This is a genomic window from Paraburkholderia humisilvae, assembly GCF_902859855.1.
Lineage (GTDB): Bacteria > Pseudomonadota > Gammaproteobacteria > Burkholderiales > Burkholderiaceae > Paraburkholderia > Paraburkholderia humisilvae.
In genome coordinates this window covers 58871-74704 of record NZ_CADIKH010000034.1, presented here as the reverse complement: position 1 = coordinate 74704, position 15834 = coordinate 58871, and the positions used below count along the sequence as shown (strand labels likewise).

The following is a 15834-nucleotide window of genomic DNA, read 5'->3' as shown; positions in this document are numbered from 1 at the left end:
GAAGTGCTGCAAAGACGCTTTGCGTATCCGAGCCTCGCGCTGGCCGGCTTGCTGTTCAACCTCGGGGTGTGGCTCGACAAGTTCATGTTCTGGTATGCGCCGGGTACCGGGGCGACGGTGATCGGGCCGCTGCATGCGTCGGTGATCTACGACATCCCGGTGTTTATTGCGTACCTGTGCGTGATGCCGGGTATGGCCACCTTCCTCGTGCGTATCGAAGCGGACTTCGTCGAATACTACGACGCGTTCTACAACGCGGTGCGTACCGGCGCGACGCTGCGTCATATCAACGACATGCGCGACATGATGGTCATCAGCATCCGTGCGGGCCTCTATGAGATCGTGAAGATCCAGGCGGTGGTGTTGCTGCTGATCCTCGCGTTCGGCAGATGGGTACTCGATGCGCTGCATATTTCGACGCTGTATATGCCGCTGCTGATCGTCGATGTGATCGCGGCAAGTTTGCAGGTGTTGCTGCTCGGGCTGATGAACGTGTTCTTTTATCTCGATGCGCGGCGAACGGTGCTGAAACTGTGCGTCGCGTTCGTCGTGCTGAACGGGGTGCTCACCGGTATCACATTGACGCTTTCGCCCGATACGTACGGCTACGGTTTCGCGTTGACGCTGCTCATACTGGTGGTCGCGGCGGTGCAGATGCTCGATCGCAAGCTTGGCAGACTCGAATACGAAACCTACATGCTGCGCAATTGACGATGACCACGCTCGCCAATCTGTTTGCGCGGCTTGGGCCGCCCTGGGTGCTGGTGTCGTGTATCGCGGCGGCGCTGCTGCTGTCGGTACTATGCGTACGGCCCGCGTTCGCCGCTGCCGCGTGTCAGCGCACGCCACAGGATGGCGTCGGCACGGTCGCGTGGTTCTACGGCGCACCAGTGCCGGTCGAGCAGCTGTCGCGGTTCGATACCGTGGTGGTCGAAGCGGATAGCGGCTTCGATCCGCGCGCCGCGGCGGCCACCCGCGACGGGCAAACCTCACATTGCACGAACTGGTATGCGTATGTGAGTGTCGGCGAAGTATCGAAGGATCGCGACTACTTCGCTGCGATGCCCCGCAAGTGGCGGCTCGGGCGCAATGCGGCGTGGTCGTCGGCGGTGATCGACCAGAGCGCGCCTGGCTGGCCGCAGTTCTTTGTCGAACACGTGATCGCACCGCTGTGGGTCCGCGGCTATCGCGGCTTTTTTCTCGATACGCTTGATTCGTGGCAATTGATCGCGAAGACGGATGCCGCGCGCGCCCGCCAGCAAGCGGGGCTGATCAATACGATTCGCGCGCTCAAAGCGCGCTACCCGGACGCGCAACTGATTCTGAACCGCGGCTTTGAAATTCTGCCGGAGATTCACGGCGACGTGGCGGCGGTCGCGTTCGAATCGCTGTATGGCAGTTGGGACCAGGCGGCCCAGCGTTACGGCGCCGTACCCGCCGACGACCGCACATGGCTGATTGCGCAGGCACGGACGATTCGCGAGCAGTACCGGTTGCCGGTCATTTCGATCGACTATTGCGCGCCCGATGATGCACCGTGCCGGCGCGAGATTGTTGAGCAGATTTGTGCGGCGGGCGTCGAGCCCTATGTTACCGATGGCGCGCTGCGCACGGTGGGCGTTGGCTCCGACGCCGCATGCGGCGCGCGGCCTGATGATGCGCAGGGCGCGCGCCACTGACGAAATACAAGGGCGGGGCGAGCGCCGTGTCGGCGCGCTGCGCTTGCCGGGTCACGCGGTCATGGTCAGCGGATCTGAGTGACGGCCAGCAGTAACACCATGCCGCCGATCGCGCCGTCCAGAATGCGCCATGCGGTCGCGCGCCTGAATAGTGGCGCGAGCACGCGCGCACCATAACCGATCGCCGCGAACCATCCCCCGCTGACGGCCATCGCGCCGAGCGCGAACGCACCACGCGCGCCTTCCGGTTCGCGCGCGCCAGCGGTCCCGATCAGCAGGAACGTGTCCAGATAGACGTGCGGGTTGAGCCACGTGAATGCGAGCGTCATCAAGATGATCGGGGCCGCCCGCTGCGCCTGCGCGCCGGCGTCGGATGCGCCGGCATCGAGCACCGCGTGGCCCGGCCGCAGCGCGCGGCGCAACGCGCTGATGCCGAACCACGCGAGGTAGGCGAGGCCGACATACAGCAGTGCGTGAATGAACGCCGGATAACGGGTCACCAAAATCGAAGCGCCGCCGACCCCCGCGCCGATCAGCAGAAAATCCGACAGCGAGCACAGCAGCACAATCTTGCCGACATGCGAGCGCATGATGCCCTGGCGTAGCACGAAGGCGTTTTGTGCGCCGATGGTGACGATCAGCGACGCGCACAGCGCCGCGCCGTGAGAAAAGGACGCCCAGTTCATAGCGGTTCAAAGCGATGTCAAGAAACGAACCTTGGCAGTCTGCGGTAATCTGCCGGATAAGCAAACCTAATTCTATTAACTCCGATTAAGGAACGCTAATGCTGGACTATGCGTTGCTGGATGCATTGGCCGCGGTCGTGCGCCACGGCTCGTTCGAACGGGCGGCGCGCGAGTTGAACGTGACGCCGTCGGCGGTATCGCAGCGCGTGAAGCTGCTCGAGGAGCGCGTCGGCAGCGTGCTGGTCAAACGCGGCACGCCGTGCGTCGCGACCAGGTCCGGCGCACTGCTATGCCGTCACACGGAACGCGTGCAACTGCTGGAGGCCGAACTGGCCGGACCATTGCCCGCATTACCCGGCGCATTGCTGCAGGCGTGGCCGATGCTGCGCGTCGCGGTGAACGACGATAGCGTCGGCACGTGGTTCATTGACGCGATTGCAGGCTTTTGCACGGAGCGCGAGATGCTGCTCGATCTGGTGATTGACGATCAGGACCATACCGCGCAACTGATCCGCGACGGTAGTGTGCAGGGCGCGGTCACTACGCAGGCCGAGCCGATACAGGGCTGCCGCTCGACGCGTCTTGGCCGGATGCGCTACCTCGCGGTTTGCACGCCGGCGTTTCATGCGCGGCATTTCGCGGACGGCGTGACGAGCGAATCGCTGCGCCGTGCACCGTGCGTCGATTTCAATCCGAAGGACGAGTTGCAGAAGCGCTTCATGCGCAAGGTCACGCGCGCGGCGGTCGACCCGCCGAAGCACTGGATTCCGCATGTTGCGGGATTCCTGCGCGCGTGTGTCACGGGGCTCGGCTGGGGCATGTGCCCTGAACGGATGGTGGCGCCGCACCTCGCGAGTGGGGACCTGATCAACATGTTGCCGGGCAAGCATCTCGATGTTGATCTGTATTGGCAAAGCTGGCGATTGTCGATCGGTTGGCTTGACGAGTTCGGTCTTGCGTTGCGCAAGCAGGCGGCACAACTGCTTGACTGATGTCGCGTGTCAGCCGTCGATAAGTATCCATATTTGAGTCATTATCGGCATTAATATGTCAAATATGACAAACCAGGCATTGACGTCACATTGACTCCGGAAGATTTTTGTCTATACTGACTATTTATCTGCCATTAAATGTCAGATACGACAAAATGAAGCGCAACAACAAGGACTTTGCGTCCGCGGACATGACGCGCCGCTCGGCCGCTCTCGGGCGCGCGGTGGCCGCTGCCCGCATCGCGCGGAATATGACGCGGCAAGACTTTTCCGAACGGGCGAACATCAGCCCGAGCACGCTCGTGCGGATTGAAAAGGGCGATATTTCGGTGAGTTTCGCGTCGTGGCTGCATGCATTCGAACGCGCCGGTCTGCTGGGCTTGCTCGAACCACTCGCGCTCCCGCAAAACGACGTGATCGGCGAGGCGAGGCGTGATGCACAGTCGCGCAAGCGCGCACGCAAGACCGTTTCGAAGACAGGTGAGTACGATTTCTAACGCCACGACATGGCCGACCGAATGGCGCAAGTACGTCTTCATCGTGCTCGAAGGCACGGCCGAAGCCGTGCCCGCGGGTGGGCTCATCCTCTATGAGGAGGGCATCAAGCCGGTCGGCGCCACCTTCGTCTACGGCAACAAATATCTGCAGCGCGCGCATGCGCTTGCCGTGGACCCGGTCAGCATGCCGCTAGACGAAGCGAGAAAGCACAGGGAAACGGTGTTTCAGCCGCCGGCCGGGCTTGCCCTGTTCGGCGCGATTCGCGACGCGGCACCCGATTCATGGGGGCGGCGCGTGATCGAAAACATGCTGAAGGCGGCGCCGGACAGCCTGCCGGAAACCGCCTATCTCGCGCACGCGGGGCCGCATCGCACCGGCGCGCTCGATTTTCGCGATTCCCCAACCGCGCCTGCCGAGCCCGGCAAGCTGCCGGATATCAAGGAACTGTCGTATCTGCTCGACGCCGCTGCGTTGATCCAGCAAGGCAAGCGTGTGCCGCGCAACCTGCAGTCGCTCTTTAGCGTCGGCGCCACGCTCGGTGGCGCGCGGCCCAAAGCCGTGCTGCTCGACGGCGGGCGGCAGTGGGTCGCGAAGTTTCCCGCGTTTCGTGACAGCTTCAATGTGCCCGTCGTCGAGCGCGCCACGCTTGAATTGGCGCGTCTGTGCGGATTGCGCGTGCCGGCCACCCGGCTGGTGCACCTGCCTGACGGGCGCGATGTCATGTTGATCGAGCGGTTCGATCGCGTGCCGTTGCCGAAAGGTGAATTTGGCAAGCGTCACGTCGTGAGCGCGCTCACGATGCTGAAGATGCACGAATTCGACACGGGCTCGGCCGAATATGCGAATCTCGCCGACACGCTGGGCGAGCTGGGTGCAAGCGGCTTTGTTGGCGCGGACAAGACCGAACTGTTCAAGCGTATGGTGTTCAACATCCTCGTCACCAATGACGACGATCATCTACGCAACCACGCGTTCGTCTGGGACAGCGCGCATCGGGGTTGGCGGTTGAGCGACCTGTACGACGTCGTGCCGAAGCCTCAGCTCGGCTCGGAGCGTTTCCTCGTGCTGGGCGTCGGGCCGGCAATGGGCCGGCTCGCGACGCTCGACAACGCATGGTCGGCCGCGGGTCGATTCGGCCTGATGAAGCACGTGGCTGCGCAGATTATCAAGGACCTGTCGGCAATCGTGCGCGAATGGCGGATGCATTTCGAAGCGCTCGGCGTGCCCGTCGCCGACTGCGAGAAGATCGCGTCGGCATTTCGCAAGCCCAAAGACATCGGGCTGCGCGCGGTGGAAAAGGGGTAGCGGCGTACCGTACCTACCCAGCGCGCCGTTTATTCACGCCACCTTCCCACGTCGCCTGCCACTGCGTCTGACGCCTGTTGTCCAACGCTTCGTCTGCCGCTTGCGCCGCGCGCGTCACCGCGGTTCCGGCAGCGCATCATCCGTTTTCTGCTGCGGGCTTGTATTGCGCGTCTCAGGCATCGCGGCCCACACCAGCAGCACGGCCAGCGCGCCCGCGCCCGCCAGCCCGAAGAAGCTGACCGCGTTACCGAAGCGGTCCGCGATAAAGCCCGCCAGCGACGTGCTGAGCGTCGCCCCGATGCCCGCCGCCAGCCCGAACAGCCCGATGCACAGGTTATAGCGGCCTTTGCCGCCGGCCACGTCGGCGGCGATCAGCGGCAGCATCACGCCGAACACCGCGGCGCTCAGGCCGTCGAGCATCTGGACCGGCACGAGCAGATACGGGCTGCTCACGCCGGCGAACAGCAACGCGCGGATCGGCAACGCGGAAAAGCCGAGCAGCAGGATTGGCCGCCGGCCCCAGCGCTCGGACGTCCGGCCGACCCACGGCGACAGCAGCGCGACGATCGCCTGCGGCACGATGATGCACGCGGCGATCACCAGTTGCACGTTGTCGCCCATGCCCGCGGTCACTTCACCCGCGGCGAGATTGAGCATCGCCGCATTCGACAGATGGAACAATACGACGCACCCGGCGAAGACCAGCATCCGCTTGTCGCGCAGCAGATCGAAGATCGACTCGCGATGGACGGGTTCGACGGGCGCCTCAGCTGGCATCGGCTCCGGCTCCGGCTCCGGCTGCGCTGCGTTGTCGCGCGGCGGCCTCGGCGTGGCAGGAACACGCGGCGGCGCGTTTGGCAGTTGAATCATCGACAGTGCGACCAGCGCGGGTAACGCAAGCACTGCCGTTAGCCAGAACACCGCGCGCGCGGAAAGATACTCGCCGGTGAGACCCATCAGCCCGGCCGCGACCGCACTACCGATCGATGCCCAGCGCGCGTTGCGGCCGAGCCGGTCGCCGAGATTCGCCCGCCCGACGAGCGCGAACGAGATGGCCGCCAGCGCAGGCACCAGCATGCAGCTCGCGAAGCCGTGAAACACTTCGGCGGCCATCACCGGCAGCACGGTCGGGCTGGCGGCGAGCAGCACCGCGCTCGCGATGATCGCAACGATGGCCCACGCGGCGGCGGCCTTCTTGTTGCGCAGCGCGTCGACGGCGGCGCCGCCCGGCACCTGGCTCACCATCGCGCTGATCGTGCCGACCGAGAGCGCGAGGCCGATTTCGCCCTGCGTCCACTTGTGCGTCGCGAGGTACGACGCGATAAACGGCCCGAATCCCGTCTGCACGTTCGCGACGAAGAAGTTGAGCCAGTCGAGGGCGCGGACGCTGCGTGCGTTGACCATGAGCCGGTTCGTCATCGGGGCGTGCGTGCGGGAGTGGCCGCCGCGGCGGACGACGAGGTGGGCGGCGCGCCTGAGGCCGCCGGCGCAGGCGCGGCGCCGCCTGCGGCTGGCGCCGACGCGGTTGTCGCAGGGGCCGGCGGCGGGGCCGGCGACACGGCGACAATCGGTTTGCCGTTTTCGTACGATGGCGACGCCTTGATCTGCGCCTCGTTCAGATCCATCAGCGCGCGCAGCGATTTGTCCTTCGGTGCGAAGTGCAGCGCCGACCAGCTCGCGGCGATGGCGCGGCGATCGAGGTTGATGATGCCGCTCACGTCGATCACGACCGCCTGCGGCTGGGCATTGCCGTCGATCAGCACGTCGATCACGCGGCCGACCTGCGCACCGTTCGGCCGTTCGACCGTGGCGTCGAGCAGCGGCAGCTGTCCATTCGACACCGGAGGCGCGGGCGGCACACCGGCGAGCGGTGTGGCGAGCGAAGTCGACGGCTTGGCACGGCCGACCGACGCCATCTGGTTCGGCGGCAACGTGATCGTGATCGGCGCGGGCTTCGCGGTCGGATTAAAGCGGAACACATTCCATGGGAAGCTGGCTTTGCGGTCGCCGATGCCCATGAAGCCCTGCAGGTTGACGACCAGCTCGCGCGGCGTGCCGTGCGCATCGACGGTCAGGTCGACCGCGCGTCCGACCACCTTGCCATCGGGCCGCTGCACTTCACTGTCGAGCAGACCACGCACCGTACCGCGCTCGATCGTGTGCGTGACGATGAGCGGCGGGGGCGGCGGCGGAGGAGGAGGCGGCGGCGGCGGTGGAGGCGGCGGCGGTTCGACCTCCTTGTGCGGACGCACGATCACGCGCTTGGGCTTCTTTGGCTGCGCCGGCCCGGTGGGCTCGGTTTCCTCGGGCTCCGTCTCCACCACCGGCGGCGACGGCGCCTCGACGGCGCTTGCCACCGCCTCGGTAATCGGCGCGGGTGCCTGCTCGGCCGGCCCAAACATCGCGCAGCCCGAGAGCGCGACGGCCGCCAGCACGGCGAGGAACAGCAGCAGAAGACGGAAAGCCGGACGTAGGAAACCGCCGCTCATCAACAAGGACTCCATGGCGAGATGCGGGACGCTCGGGGGCATCGCCGCGGTCGGTGCAGTTAGCGTGCAAGCGGCGCAGGATACGAGGTCAAAGTCGCGCCGCGGACAGAGTGTAACCCGCGCAGCCCGCGAGGCTGCCTTTGCCGATGGTCGCATGCGGCCGGACAGCGTGCTTCTTGCGCATTTTCCGCCCGTAGGTGTAAACACGCGCACCATCCTCCGACCCTCCCGCGCGCTCGGCGATATAAGCGTCGCGACATGCCCGGCATGCCTTCGTCGCGATAGGAGACATATTCGTCTTCACCTACCCTTCGCAACTACAGAACAAGAGCGGCCGCGTACCTCGATGGTTCGCGTGATCCGCAATACAACTCAACGAGACGAACCTGACGACGGCTTCCCGCATGGCCGTTTCAGCTTGCTGATAAAGGAGGCACTCAGATGATGGAATCCCAGGCCCAGACGCAGGCGTTGCCGGCAACCGATCTTGAAAGCGGTGATGCCGCCCGGAACATTTTGCCCGGACAAGGCCTCGTCGATCGCTACTTTGAAGTGTCCGCGCGCGGCAGCACGCAGCGCCGCGAAATCGTCGCCGGCGTCACGACCTTTCTCGCCATGGTCTATTCGGTGTTCGTCGTGCCCGGCATGTTCGGCAAGGCCGGTTTCGACACCAGCGCGGTATTCGTCGCCGTTTGCCTGACGACCGCGTTCGGCTCGCTGCTGATGGGCGTCTGGGCGCGTTTGCCAATCGCGATCGGCTGCGCGATTTCACTGACTGCATTTACCGCGTTCGGACTGGTGCTCGGCAAAGGATTGCATCCGACTGTCGCGTTGGGCGCGGTGTTTTTGATGGGTCTCGTGTTCACGGCGATCTCGGTGACCGGCGTGCGTTCGTGGATCCTGCGCAACCTGCCGTCGGGCGTCGCGCACGGCACGGGCATCGGTATCGGTCTGTTCCTGCTATTGATCGCGGCCAATGACGTGGGCCTGGTCACGAGGAATCCGGGGCCGGGATTACCCGTGTCGCTCGGTCACATTACGTCGTTGCCCGTGCTGATGTCGGTGATCGGGCTCGCGGCGATTGTCGGGCTCGTGCGTCGGCGTGTGCCGGGCGCGATCCTGGTCGTGATCGTCGCGATCTCGGCGCTCGCGATGCTGCTCGACCCGGCGGTCGTGTTTCACGGCGTGTTCGCGCTGCCGTCGCTGAGCGCACCGGGGCACGTGTCGCTGATCGATGCGATGGACCTGAAGGGCGCGTTGTCGCTCGCGGTGCTGCCCAGCGTGCTGGCGCTCGTGATGACCGCGGTGTTCGACGCGACCGGAACGATTCGCGCCGTCGCCGGCCAGGCCGGCCAGCTCGATGAGAACGGCCGCATCATCAACGGCGGCCGCGCGCTCACCGCGGATTCGCTCAGCTCGATTTTCTCGGGCTTCATGGGCGGCGCGCCTGCCGCTGCGTATATCGAATCGACGGTCGGCGTCGCGGCCGGCGCGAAGACCGGCCTTGCGGCCGCGGTGGTCGGCTTGCTGTTTCTTGGTGTGATGTTTTTTTCACCGCTCGCGGCGCTCGTGCCATCGTATGCGACCGCGCCCGCACTGATGTACGTCGGGCTGCTGATGCTGTCGAGCGTCAGCAAGCTGCATATGGACGACATGGTCGATGCGATGTCCGGCCTCGTGTGCGCCGTGTTTATCGTGCTGACCGCCAATATCGTGACCGGCATCATGCTCGGCTTCTGTACGCTTGTGATCGGCCGGATCGTCAGCGGCGAATACCGGACACTCAATATCGGAACCGTTGCGATCGCAATCGTTCTCGCGGTGTTCTATCTGGGCGGCTGGGCGATCTGACGGCCCGCAGTTTTCCTCCACGGGTGCCGCGCGGTTATTTTTGCGCGGCACCCGTTGTTTTCTGCGCGCAGTATCAGAACAACACCTCGCACCATTCCTTTTGCACATTTCACGGCCGGTCTGCCTGAACAAAATAGGCGAAATGGCGGGCACGCGGGATGCTGGCGAACTGATCCAGACTCCGAAGCATACCTTGACAACGGTCGACGCGTTTCTATACTTAACCTCATGGTTAAGTTTAACGACACGATGCTCGATCGTACTTTCGCGGCGCTTGCCGATCCGACGCGGCGCGCGCTACTCGCACGCCTGTCGAGTCAGCACGACCTCACGGTCAGCGAACTGGCGCGGCCGTTTGCGATGTCTTTGCCGGCAGTGATGAAACATCTCGACGTGTTGTCGGATGCCGGCCTCGTCACAAGGACGAAGACGGGTCGTAGCGTCGCGTGCCGGCTGACGGCGGGACCGATGGAAGATGCAATGCAGTGGCTAAGCCGATACCAGTGCTTCTGGTCAGAACAACTCGCGCAACTCGCCGCTTATGTGGAGGACAACTCATGGCAGAAAGACCCGCTCTCACGCTCCAACGCCGGATCAACGCGGCGCCCGCGAAAGTCTACGCCGCGTGGACGGAACCGGCGCACATCGTGAAGTGGATGCATCCATATGGGTGCAACGTGCTGCTTGCGGAAATGGACGTACGGGTCGGTGGGCGCTTCCGGGTCGTGATGCGCACGCCCGAAGGGGAGGAGCCCGAGGTGAGCGGCACGTTTCGCGAAATCGAGCCCAATGCGAAGCTTGTCTACACCTGGGCATGGCGCGAGACACCCGAGCATGAGTCGCTTGTCACGCTGACTTTACGGCCCGACCGCAGCGGCACGCTGCTCACGCTCAAGCATGAACAGTTCTTCGATGAAGCCACACGTGACAGCCATCAAGGTGGCTGGAGCAGTGCACTCGACGTGCTCGAACAGTATTTGCCGTGACGCGCGTCAGGCGCACGCAAGCCAGGTGATACGGCACGAGTGAATTTCAAACAGCGGCGCATGCCGCGTTGCCATGGAGGAGCAGATGGACTCGCATAAGGTCGTCTCGCAGGAGGAATGGCTAGCCGCGCACCGCGCGCATCTGGCGGAAGAAAAGGCGCTGACCCACGCGCGCGACGCGCTCAGCAGGAAGCGCCGTGAACTGCCGTGGGTCAAGGTCGACAAGGCGTATACGTTCGACACGGCACAAGGACCGCAAACCCTCGCCGATCTGTTCGAAGGACGTAGCCAACTGATCGTTTATCACTTCATGATGGGCCCCGATTGGGAAGAGGGCTGTCCCGGCTGTTCGTTCCTATCCGATCATGTCGACGGCGCGCTCGTGCATCTCGCGCAACGGGACGTCGCGTACGTTGCCGTCTCGCGCGCGCCGCTCGAAAAGATCAACGCTTTCAAGAAGCGGATGGGTTGGACGTTTCGTTGGGTGTCGTCGTTCGGCAGCGATTTCAACTACGACTACCACGTGTCGTTCACGCCCGAGCAGCGGGCCCAACGCAAGTTGTTCTATAACTTCGCGACGATCGATTCCGACATGGACGAACTGCCGGGCCTAAGCGTGTTCTACAAGGACGAAGCCGGCGATATTTACCATACGTATTCGTCGTATGGCCGCGGTGGCGAGCCGTTGATCGGGACTTACACGTGGCTGGATCTGACGCCGAAAGGGCGGGACGAAACGCACGGCATGATGGAGTGGATGCGTCATCACGACCGTTACGACACACAACCTGCGCATCACGGTGCGGACGGCGGTTGCCACTGAATGCCGGAAGGCGCGCCGCGCTCGCTATAGCGACATTTCGAAAGCGGGCCTCAGGAACAGATGGATTGCCATCACGATCAGGCCCATCGCGGCTGCCGCGAGGGTGAGCGTCCCGTACTCGTCGTAGCGCATGTCGTACAGGCAAGCGACGAGAAAGAGAATCGCAAGAAGATTAGTCAGCCAGTCGAAGTTAAGCGCGAGCAGCATCAGAAAATCCGGGCTCGCCCGGGAGAATCGATCGTTCAGGAAAGCCGATTCTATCGAGGCGAGCTTACGGATTAGCAACGCGTCGCGCGGATACGACGTAAGGTCTTATTCAGGCGACGTCGTTCGCATCATGTCGTCCCTGATCCAGTCGATCACCGACGTGCGCCGCGGCTCCCAGCCGAGCAGAGCGTGGGCTCGCGTGCCGCGCACGCGGCTGTTCGAACCGAGGCCGTACGACGCCATTTCGTAGCCCCATTCGTGCTTCGCGTCTTCGAGCGGCCAGTCTTGCGGCGCGCCGAGGCCGAGCGCATCGGCGATCGCTTGGCTCATGTCGCGGAACGACGCTTCGCCGCTTGCCACGAAATAGAACGTGCCGGCGGGCGTTTTATCGAGCGCGAGACGATAGAGTTCGACGACATCGTCGATATGCACGTTCGACCAGATATTGCCGCCGCTGCCGACGTGCCGCACGATGCCGCTCTTTTGCGCCTGACGGACGAGGCGCGGCAACTGCACGCTCGCGCTGCCTTTGACCGCGCCGTGTCCGTAGATCAGCGTATTGCACAGCACCGCCGAGCGGATGCCGCGTCGCGCGGCGTCAAGCACGAGTCGATCGATCGCGACGCGCGGCGCTTTGTCCGCGGTCGGTTCGGGCAGCGCGTCTTCGTGATAGATCGCGGCCGCGCCGGCTTCACCGCCCGATGCATCGCCGACGATGCTCGAGCCGCTCGTGTGCAGGAACGCTTTGTTCGAGCCTGCGAGACCCTCGATCAATGCTTCGACGGCGCTGCGATGGTCACTGCTCGCGGCGTTGATCACCGCGTCCGCTGCTTGTGCTTGCGCGATCAACAGTGTGCGATCGTCGAGCGAACCGATGACGGGGATGATGCCGAGGCGCTCGAGTTCGGCGGCCTGTTCGGGCTTGCGGATGAGACCCGTGACGCGATGGCCGGCGCGCACGAGACCCGCTGCGATGGAACCGCCGATAAAGCCGCTCGCGCCGGTAATGAAGATCTTCAAGACGTTCTCCTTGATGGGACTAGACGATATGAACGCAGTATGGGGCTGGGCGATTCTCGCAAAAAGCGTGTTAGTCTCAAATCAAACTTGATTTGAAATCAACAATGAAGACGTCGACTGATGAATTGCTTGCGTTTGTTACGGTGATCGACAGCGGGTCGATCACCGCGGCCGCGGAGAAGCTGCAACAGACGGTGTCGGGTGTGAGCCGCGCACTGTCGCGGCTGGAGAAGAAGCTCGATACCGCACTCGTGAGGCGCACGACGCGGCGGTTGCAACTGACCGAGGAAGGGGAACTGTACCTTGCGAAGGCGCGCGCCATACTCGATGCGATGGAGGAGGCGGAAGAGTCGGTTGCACGGCGCAGGAAGCGGCCTTCGGGACGGCTGCGCGTGGATGCGGCATCGCCGTTCATGCTGCATTGCATTGCGCCGCATATGAAGGCGTTCTCGGCGTTGTATCCGGAGATTTCGCTTGAGCTGACGAGCAATGAACGTACCGTCGATCTGTTGAAACAGAGGGTGGATATCGCAATCCGGATTGGTGAGCTGCAGGACTCGACGCTGCATGCGCGCGCGTTGGGTAGTAGCAAGTTGAAGATTGTTGCGAGCCCTGCTTATGTGGCGGAGCGTGGGGCGCCTAAGTCGGTGGCGGTGTTGCGCGAGCACCGGCTGATCGGGTTTACCGCGCCGGAGCATTTGAACCGGTGGCCGTTGCCGGATGGCGCGCGGGATTGGTTGAAGATCGAGCCGGGGATTGCGGCTTCCAGTGGAGAGACGTTGCGTCAGCTGGCGCTGGATGGTTGGGGGATTGCCTGTCTGGCGGATTTCATGATTGCCGCGGATGTCCGGGAAGGCAGGCTCGTGGCGGTGTTCGAGAATGCGCTAGTGGATCGCAGGCAGCCGGTTCATGCGGTGTATTACCAAAGCGCTTCGCTGGCTGGACGGGTGAAGTGTTTTCTGGATTTTATTCAGGGGAGGGTGAGGCTTTAGGTTCTTTCGGGCGCATTGGGGCACCATTGGCCGGGACGCAACGTTCCGGCCTCTGAGCGTTTCGCGTTGCAATGAACGACCTATTTCCGTGCAGCCATCGTGTTCCGGATATCTACGAGCGCTTCGATGAGTTGATCGAGAGACGTTTCGCCAATTGGCGCCGCCGATCCTCGTCGAAGCGTATAAGCATCGCAACCACTACTCTCGGTCGCCTCGTCATGGCACAAAGCAAGTAAGGCGAGTCGATTCCGACTACGCTACAAGATTCGATCTGAGCAAACCATTGATGAGCGAGCTGAGGATACAGCGGTGCGTTCATCGATATCACGAACCGGACCAATGCTCGCTCGTGTGCGTCAAGTGGTCTGCCGATTGGCGAGTGTGGCAACTTCAACAAAGGCCTCGTTCACTAGCGACATCGTGACGCGACGGTTGGCGCTCCAGTCATAGGTCTGATACCACTCTTCGACCGTTTGACCATCGACCTTCGTCGATGTCGATTTCAGTCGATTCCGGCTGTCGTAGGTAAAGCCGTATGTCCGTTGCTGTCCGGTCGACTTCGCATCGAAGCCGCTCGCGCCTGTCACGTCATCCGTGGCCAGTTCGCTCATGCCGACGAGGTTGCCCCGGTCGTCATAGGCGTAGCCGCGCATCACGCGAGGCATCGCGACCAGCGACGGATGCAAGCTTGTCGCATCGGCATAGCGCACCGACGTAATCGACAAGCCCGTCGAACTTCGTCGTGTGACGCGCACAGGACGACCGATGTCGTCATAGCTGTACTCGGTGCCACTGCCATCCACCGCACTATCGGTTAGCAGGTTGCCCTTGGCATCCCACGTCGTCACCGTGTTGCCCGATGCCGAACTGCTACCCGTTGGCCGTTGCAAACCTGCGATCGACGAGAACGTCAATGTTGTGCTCCGGCTGCTGTCCGTCACAGTCGTGCTGCCACTGCCGTAGGCAAACTGAACATTGCGCGTCGTATCCGGATGACTGGCGGCAAGGGCGCGGCCCTTCGCGTCATACGTCCACGTGGCGACGCGCGCACCCGCTTCATCGATTACACCGGTCATTGCCGACCAGAAGCGTGCGTCTTCAAACAGATAGCGCCGCACATAACCATCGGGCCACGTCACGGAGACCAGATTGTTGTGCGAGTCGTAGCCATAACGCGTGATGGCGCCCGTCGGGTCGGTCATCTGCGTGATACGGTATTTCGCGTCGTACGTGAACCGGAGCACCAGGTCGACGTACGTGTTTGTGTCGGCAGCGTGCTCGGTGACCGTAATGAGAAGGCCGCTAGCCGGCGCCACATTCGACGGTGTATTCGCATCGCTATAGGTGAGCGTGCTAACGCGGCCATCGTGCGTGCTGACCGACAGAAGCACACCCTGAATCAAGTAAGACTCTGCCGTGTCGGTGGTCAGGTCACAGTCAGCGTCCAGCCGGCTGCGTCGTCGCGCAGCGCAAACGCAGCGGTGTCCACCGCACGCCATACTCCGCTCGTCTTGACGAACGTCACCGGTTCCCCGTCTTCCCGATAGGCAATAACTTGCGCAGAAACGGCACGCGCATTGGCAAGACTCAGCTGACGCTGCCAGTTATGAAACCAGCCCGCCCCCACATTGGCATCCGGATGAAGATGGGGCGCCGAACGATAGGTGCGGCGAAACGCTACCGGCGTATCACCACCACTGACAAAGTCGACCTCAGTGAGCGTATTGACGCCGGTGCCTGGATAGACCGGATCTGCAACGGGACAACTGGCTTCCGGCGCCACTGGCTCCGGCGCATTGCAGTAGCGATCGATACGATCAGCGTCGGCGGTACAGAAGTACGTTCCCATGCCGACCGGCGTTCCACCCGCAACGCTAATCGAACAACCTTTGGTTCCGGGTATCCCGCGCGACTTTGCATAGAGGGAGTAGCAGATCGCGTCACCGCCTTCTGCGTGAGTGCTAATAGCAGGCAGAAGCGCAGCCAGAAGAAGCAGCAATCCCAGCACGCGTGCTAAGCGTCTATGCGGCGAAAAGAAGCTATGGCCCATTCGAATTTTTCTTTCGTTTGTGTGTTTATTACCCGCTGCAACCGCCATCACGATAAAGGCGCACACAACCAAAAAATCATCGAAAAGTCCGAACGTGCCTGCGCCAATTCCTCTTCTGCAAACCGCCTCCCAGGCGGCACGCCAGCCCGGCACTCCCACCCTCTCACTAGTGGAATCCCCTAACCCCTCCACGCGAAAAACAACTTGTATATACAACTCGCGACCGCTAGACTCCACAGTAATTTGTCTATACAGG

The 15834-nt window shown here is 63.0% G+C and carries 17 protein-coding genes; 10 read left to right on the top strand and 7 right to left on the bottom strand.

Going from position 1 to position 15834, the window contains the following annotated elements; all coding sequences use genetic code 11:
• Together pelG and HV796_RS28135 are read left to right on the top strand one after the other, a co-directional pair.
• Nucleotides 1-711: exopolysaccharide Pel transporter PelG (gene pelG, locus HV796_RS28140; protein WP_175229891.1), on the top strand; the 711-nt coding region annotated here is incomplete at its 5' end.
• A 2-nt stretch (nucleotides 712-713) separates the two neighbouring features.
• The gene (locus HV796_RS28135) at nucleotides 714-1679 is read left to right on the top strand and encodes an endo alpha-1,4 polygalactosaminidase (protein ID WP_175229888.1); all 966 of its coding nucleotides are present in this window, start codon (nucleotides 714-716) and stop codon (nucleotides 1677-1679) included.
• 65 nt (nucleotides 1680-1744) lie between these two features.
• Here HV796_RS28135 and HV796_RS28130 read toward each other — a convergent pair whose 3' ends face one another.
• A complete protein-coding gene (locus HV796_RS28130; protein ID WP_175229886.1) occupies nucleotides 1745-2365 on the bottom strand; it encodes a LysE/ArgO family amino acid transporter in 621 nt (206 codons plus the stop codon).
• A gap of 98 nt (nucleotides 2366-2463) precedes the next feature.
• Here HV796_RS28130 and HV796_RS28125 point away from each other — a divergent pair, with 98 nt between their 5' ends.
• From HV796_RS28125 to HV796_RS28115, 3 genes are all read left to right on the top strand, one after another.
• Nucleotides 2464-3357: a LysR family transcriptional regulator ArgP gene (locus HV796_RS28125; protein ID WP_175229884.1), complete on the top strand. Its 894-nt coding sequence runs from the start codon at nucleotides 2464-2466 to the stop codon at nucleotides 3355-3357.
• 155 nt (nucleotides 3358-3512) lie between these two features.
• The gene (locus tag HV796_RS28120) at nucleotides 3513-3854 is read left to right on the top strand and encodes a helix-turn-helix domain-containing protein (RefSeq protein ID WP_175229882.1); all 342 of its coding nucleotides are present in this window, start codon (nucleotides 3513-3515) and stop codon (nucleotides 3852-3854) included.
• Nucleotides 3838-5160, top strand: a complete 1323-nt coding sequence (locus HV796_RS28115) for a type II toxin-antitoxin system HipA family toxin (RefSeq protein ID WP_175229880.1) — start codon at nucleotides 3838-3840, stop codon at nucleotides 5158-5160. Before HV796_RS28120 ends, HV796_RS28115 begins: the two co-directional genes overlap by 17 nt.
• A 114-nt stretch (nucleotides 5161-5274) precedes the next feature.
• Here HV796_RS28115 and HV796_RS28110 read toward each other — a convergent pair whose 3' ends face one another.
• Both HV796_RS28110 and HV796_RS28105 read right to left on the bottom strand, forming a co-directional pair.
• Complete coding sequence (locus HV796_RS28110) at nucleotides 5275-6579, bottom strand: MFS transporter (RefSeq protein ID WP_175229878.1); 1305 nt, start codon at nucleotides 6577-6579, stop codon at nucleotides 5275-5277.
• Entirely contained in the window at nucleotides 6576-7649 is a 1074-nt protein-coding gene (locus HV796_RS28105; protein WP_175229876.1) for a PRC-barrel domain-containing protein, read from the bottom strand. Before HV796_RS28105 ends, HV796_RS28110 begins: the two co-directional genes overlap by 4 nt.
• Nucleotides 7650-8093: 444 nt before the next feature.
• Here HV796_RS28105 and HV796_RS28100 point away from each other — a divergent pair, with 444 nt between their 5' ends.
• The 4 genes from HV796_RS28100 (at nucleotide 8094) to HV796_RS28085 (ending at nucleotide 11309) form a co-directional block, all read left to right on the top strand.
• Complete coding sequence (locus HV796_RS28100) at nucleotides 8094-9500, top strand: NCS2 family permease (protein ID WP_377693624.1); 1407 nt, start codon at nucleotides 8094-8096, stop codon at nucleotides 9498-9500.
• Between the two features lie 249 nt (nucleotides 9501-9749).
• A complete protein-coding gene (locus HV796_RS28095) occupies nucleotides 9750-10151 on the top strand; it encodes an ArsR/SmtB family transcription factor (protein ID WP_246356080.1) in 402 nt (133 codons plus the stop codon).
• Between the two features lie 5 nt (nucleotides 10152-10156).
• The gene (locus HV796_RS28090; protein ID WP_484555917.1) at nucleotides 10157-10486 is read left to right on the top strand and encodes an SRPBCC family protein; all 330 of its coding nucleotides are present in this window, start codon (nucleotides 10157-10159) and stop codon (nucleotides 10484-10486) included.
• A 73-nt stretch (nucleotides 10487-10559) separates the two neighbouring features.
• Nucleotides 10560-11309 (top strand): DUF899 domain-containing protein, encoded by a 750-nt coding sequence (locus HV796_RS28085; protein WP_175229870.1) that lies wholly within the window; start codon nucleotides 10560-10562, stop codon nucleotides 11307-11309.
• Between the two features lie 24 nt (nucleotides 11310-11333).
• Here the strand turns inward: HV796_RS28085 and HV796_RS28080 are convergent, their stop codons facing one another.
• On the bottom strand, nucleotides 11334-11516 hold the full coding sequence (locus HV796_RS28080) for a hypothetical protein (protein ID WP_134196596.1): 183 nt from the start codon (nucleotides 11514-11516) through the stop codon (nucleotides 11334-11336).
• 105 nt (nucleotides 11517-11621) lie between these two features.
• Nucleotides 11622-12536 carry an NAD-dependent epimerase/dehydratase family protein gene (locus HV796_RS28075; RefSeq protein WP_175229868.1) on the bottom strand — a complete coding sequence of 305 codons (915 nt, stop codon included), beginning with the start codon at nucleotides 12534-12536 and terminating at the stop codon, nucleotides 11622-11624.
• A gap of 104 nt (nucleotides 12537-12640) precedes the next feature.
• Here HV796_RS28075 and HV796_RS28070 point away from each other — a divergent pair, with 104 nt between their 5' ends.
• Nucleotides 12641-13528: a LysR family transcriptional regulator gene (locus HV796_RS28070; RefSeq protein WP_175229866.1), complete on the top strand. Its 888-nt coding sequence runs from the start codon at nucleotides 12641-12643 to the stop codon at nucleotides 13526-13528.
• A 356-nt stretch (nucleotides 13529-13884) separates the two neighbouring features.
• On the opposite strand, the gene HV796_RS28065 is transcribed toward HV796_RS28070, so the two are convergent.
• Together HV796_RS28065 and HV796_RS28060 are read right to left on the bottom strand one after the other, a co-directional pair.
• Nucleotides 13885-14931 (bottom strand): RHS repeat protein, encoded by a 1047-nt coding sequence (locus HV796_RS28065; RefSeq protein ID WP_175229864.1) that lies wholly within the window; start codon nucleotides 14929-14931, stop codon nucleotides 13885-13887.
• Nucleotides 14932-14954: 23 nt separating this feature from the next.
• Nucleotides 14955-15731: a DUF6531 domain-containing protein gene (locus HV796_RS28060; protein WP_175229861.1), complete on the bottom strand. Its 777-nt coding sequence runs from the start codon at nucleotides 15729-15731 to the stop codon at nucleotides 14955-14957.
• Nucleotides 15732-15834 lie beyond the last annotated feature (103 nt).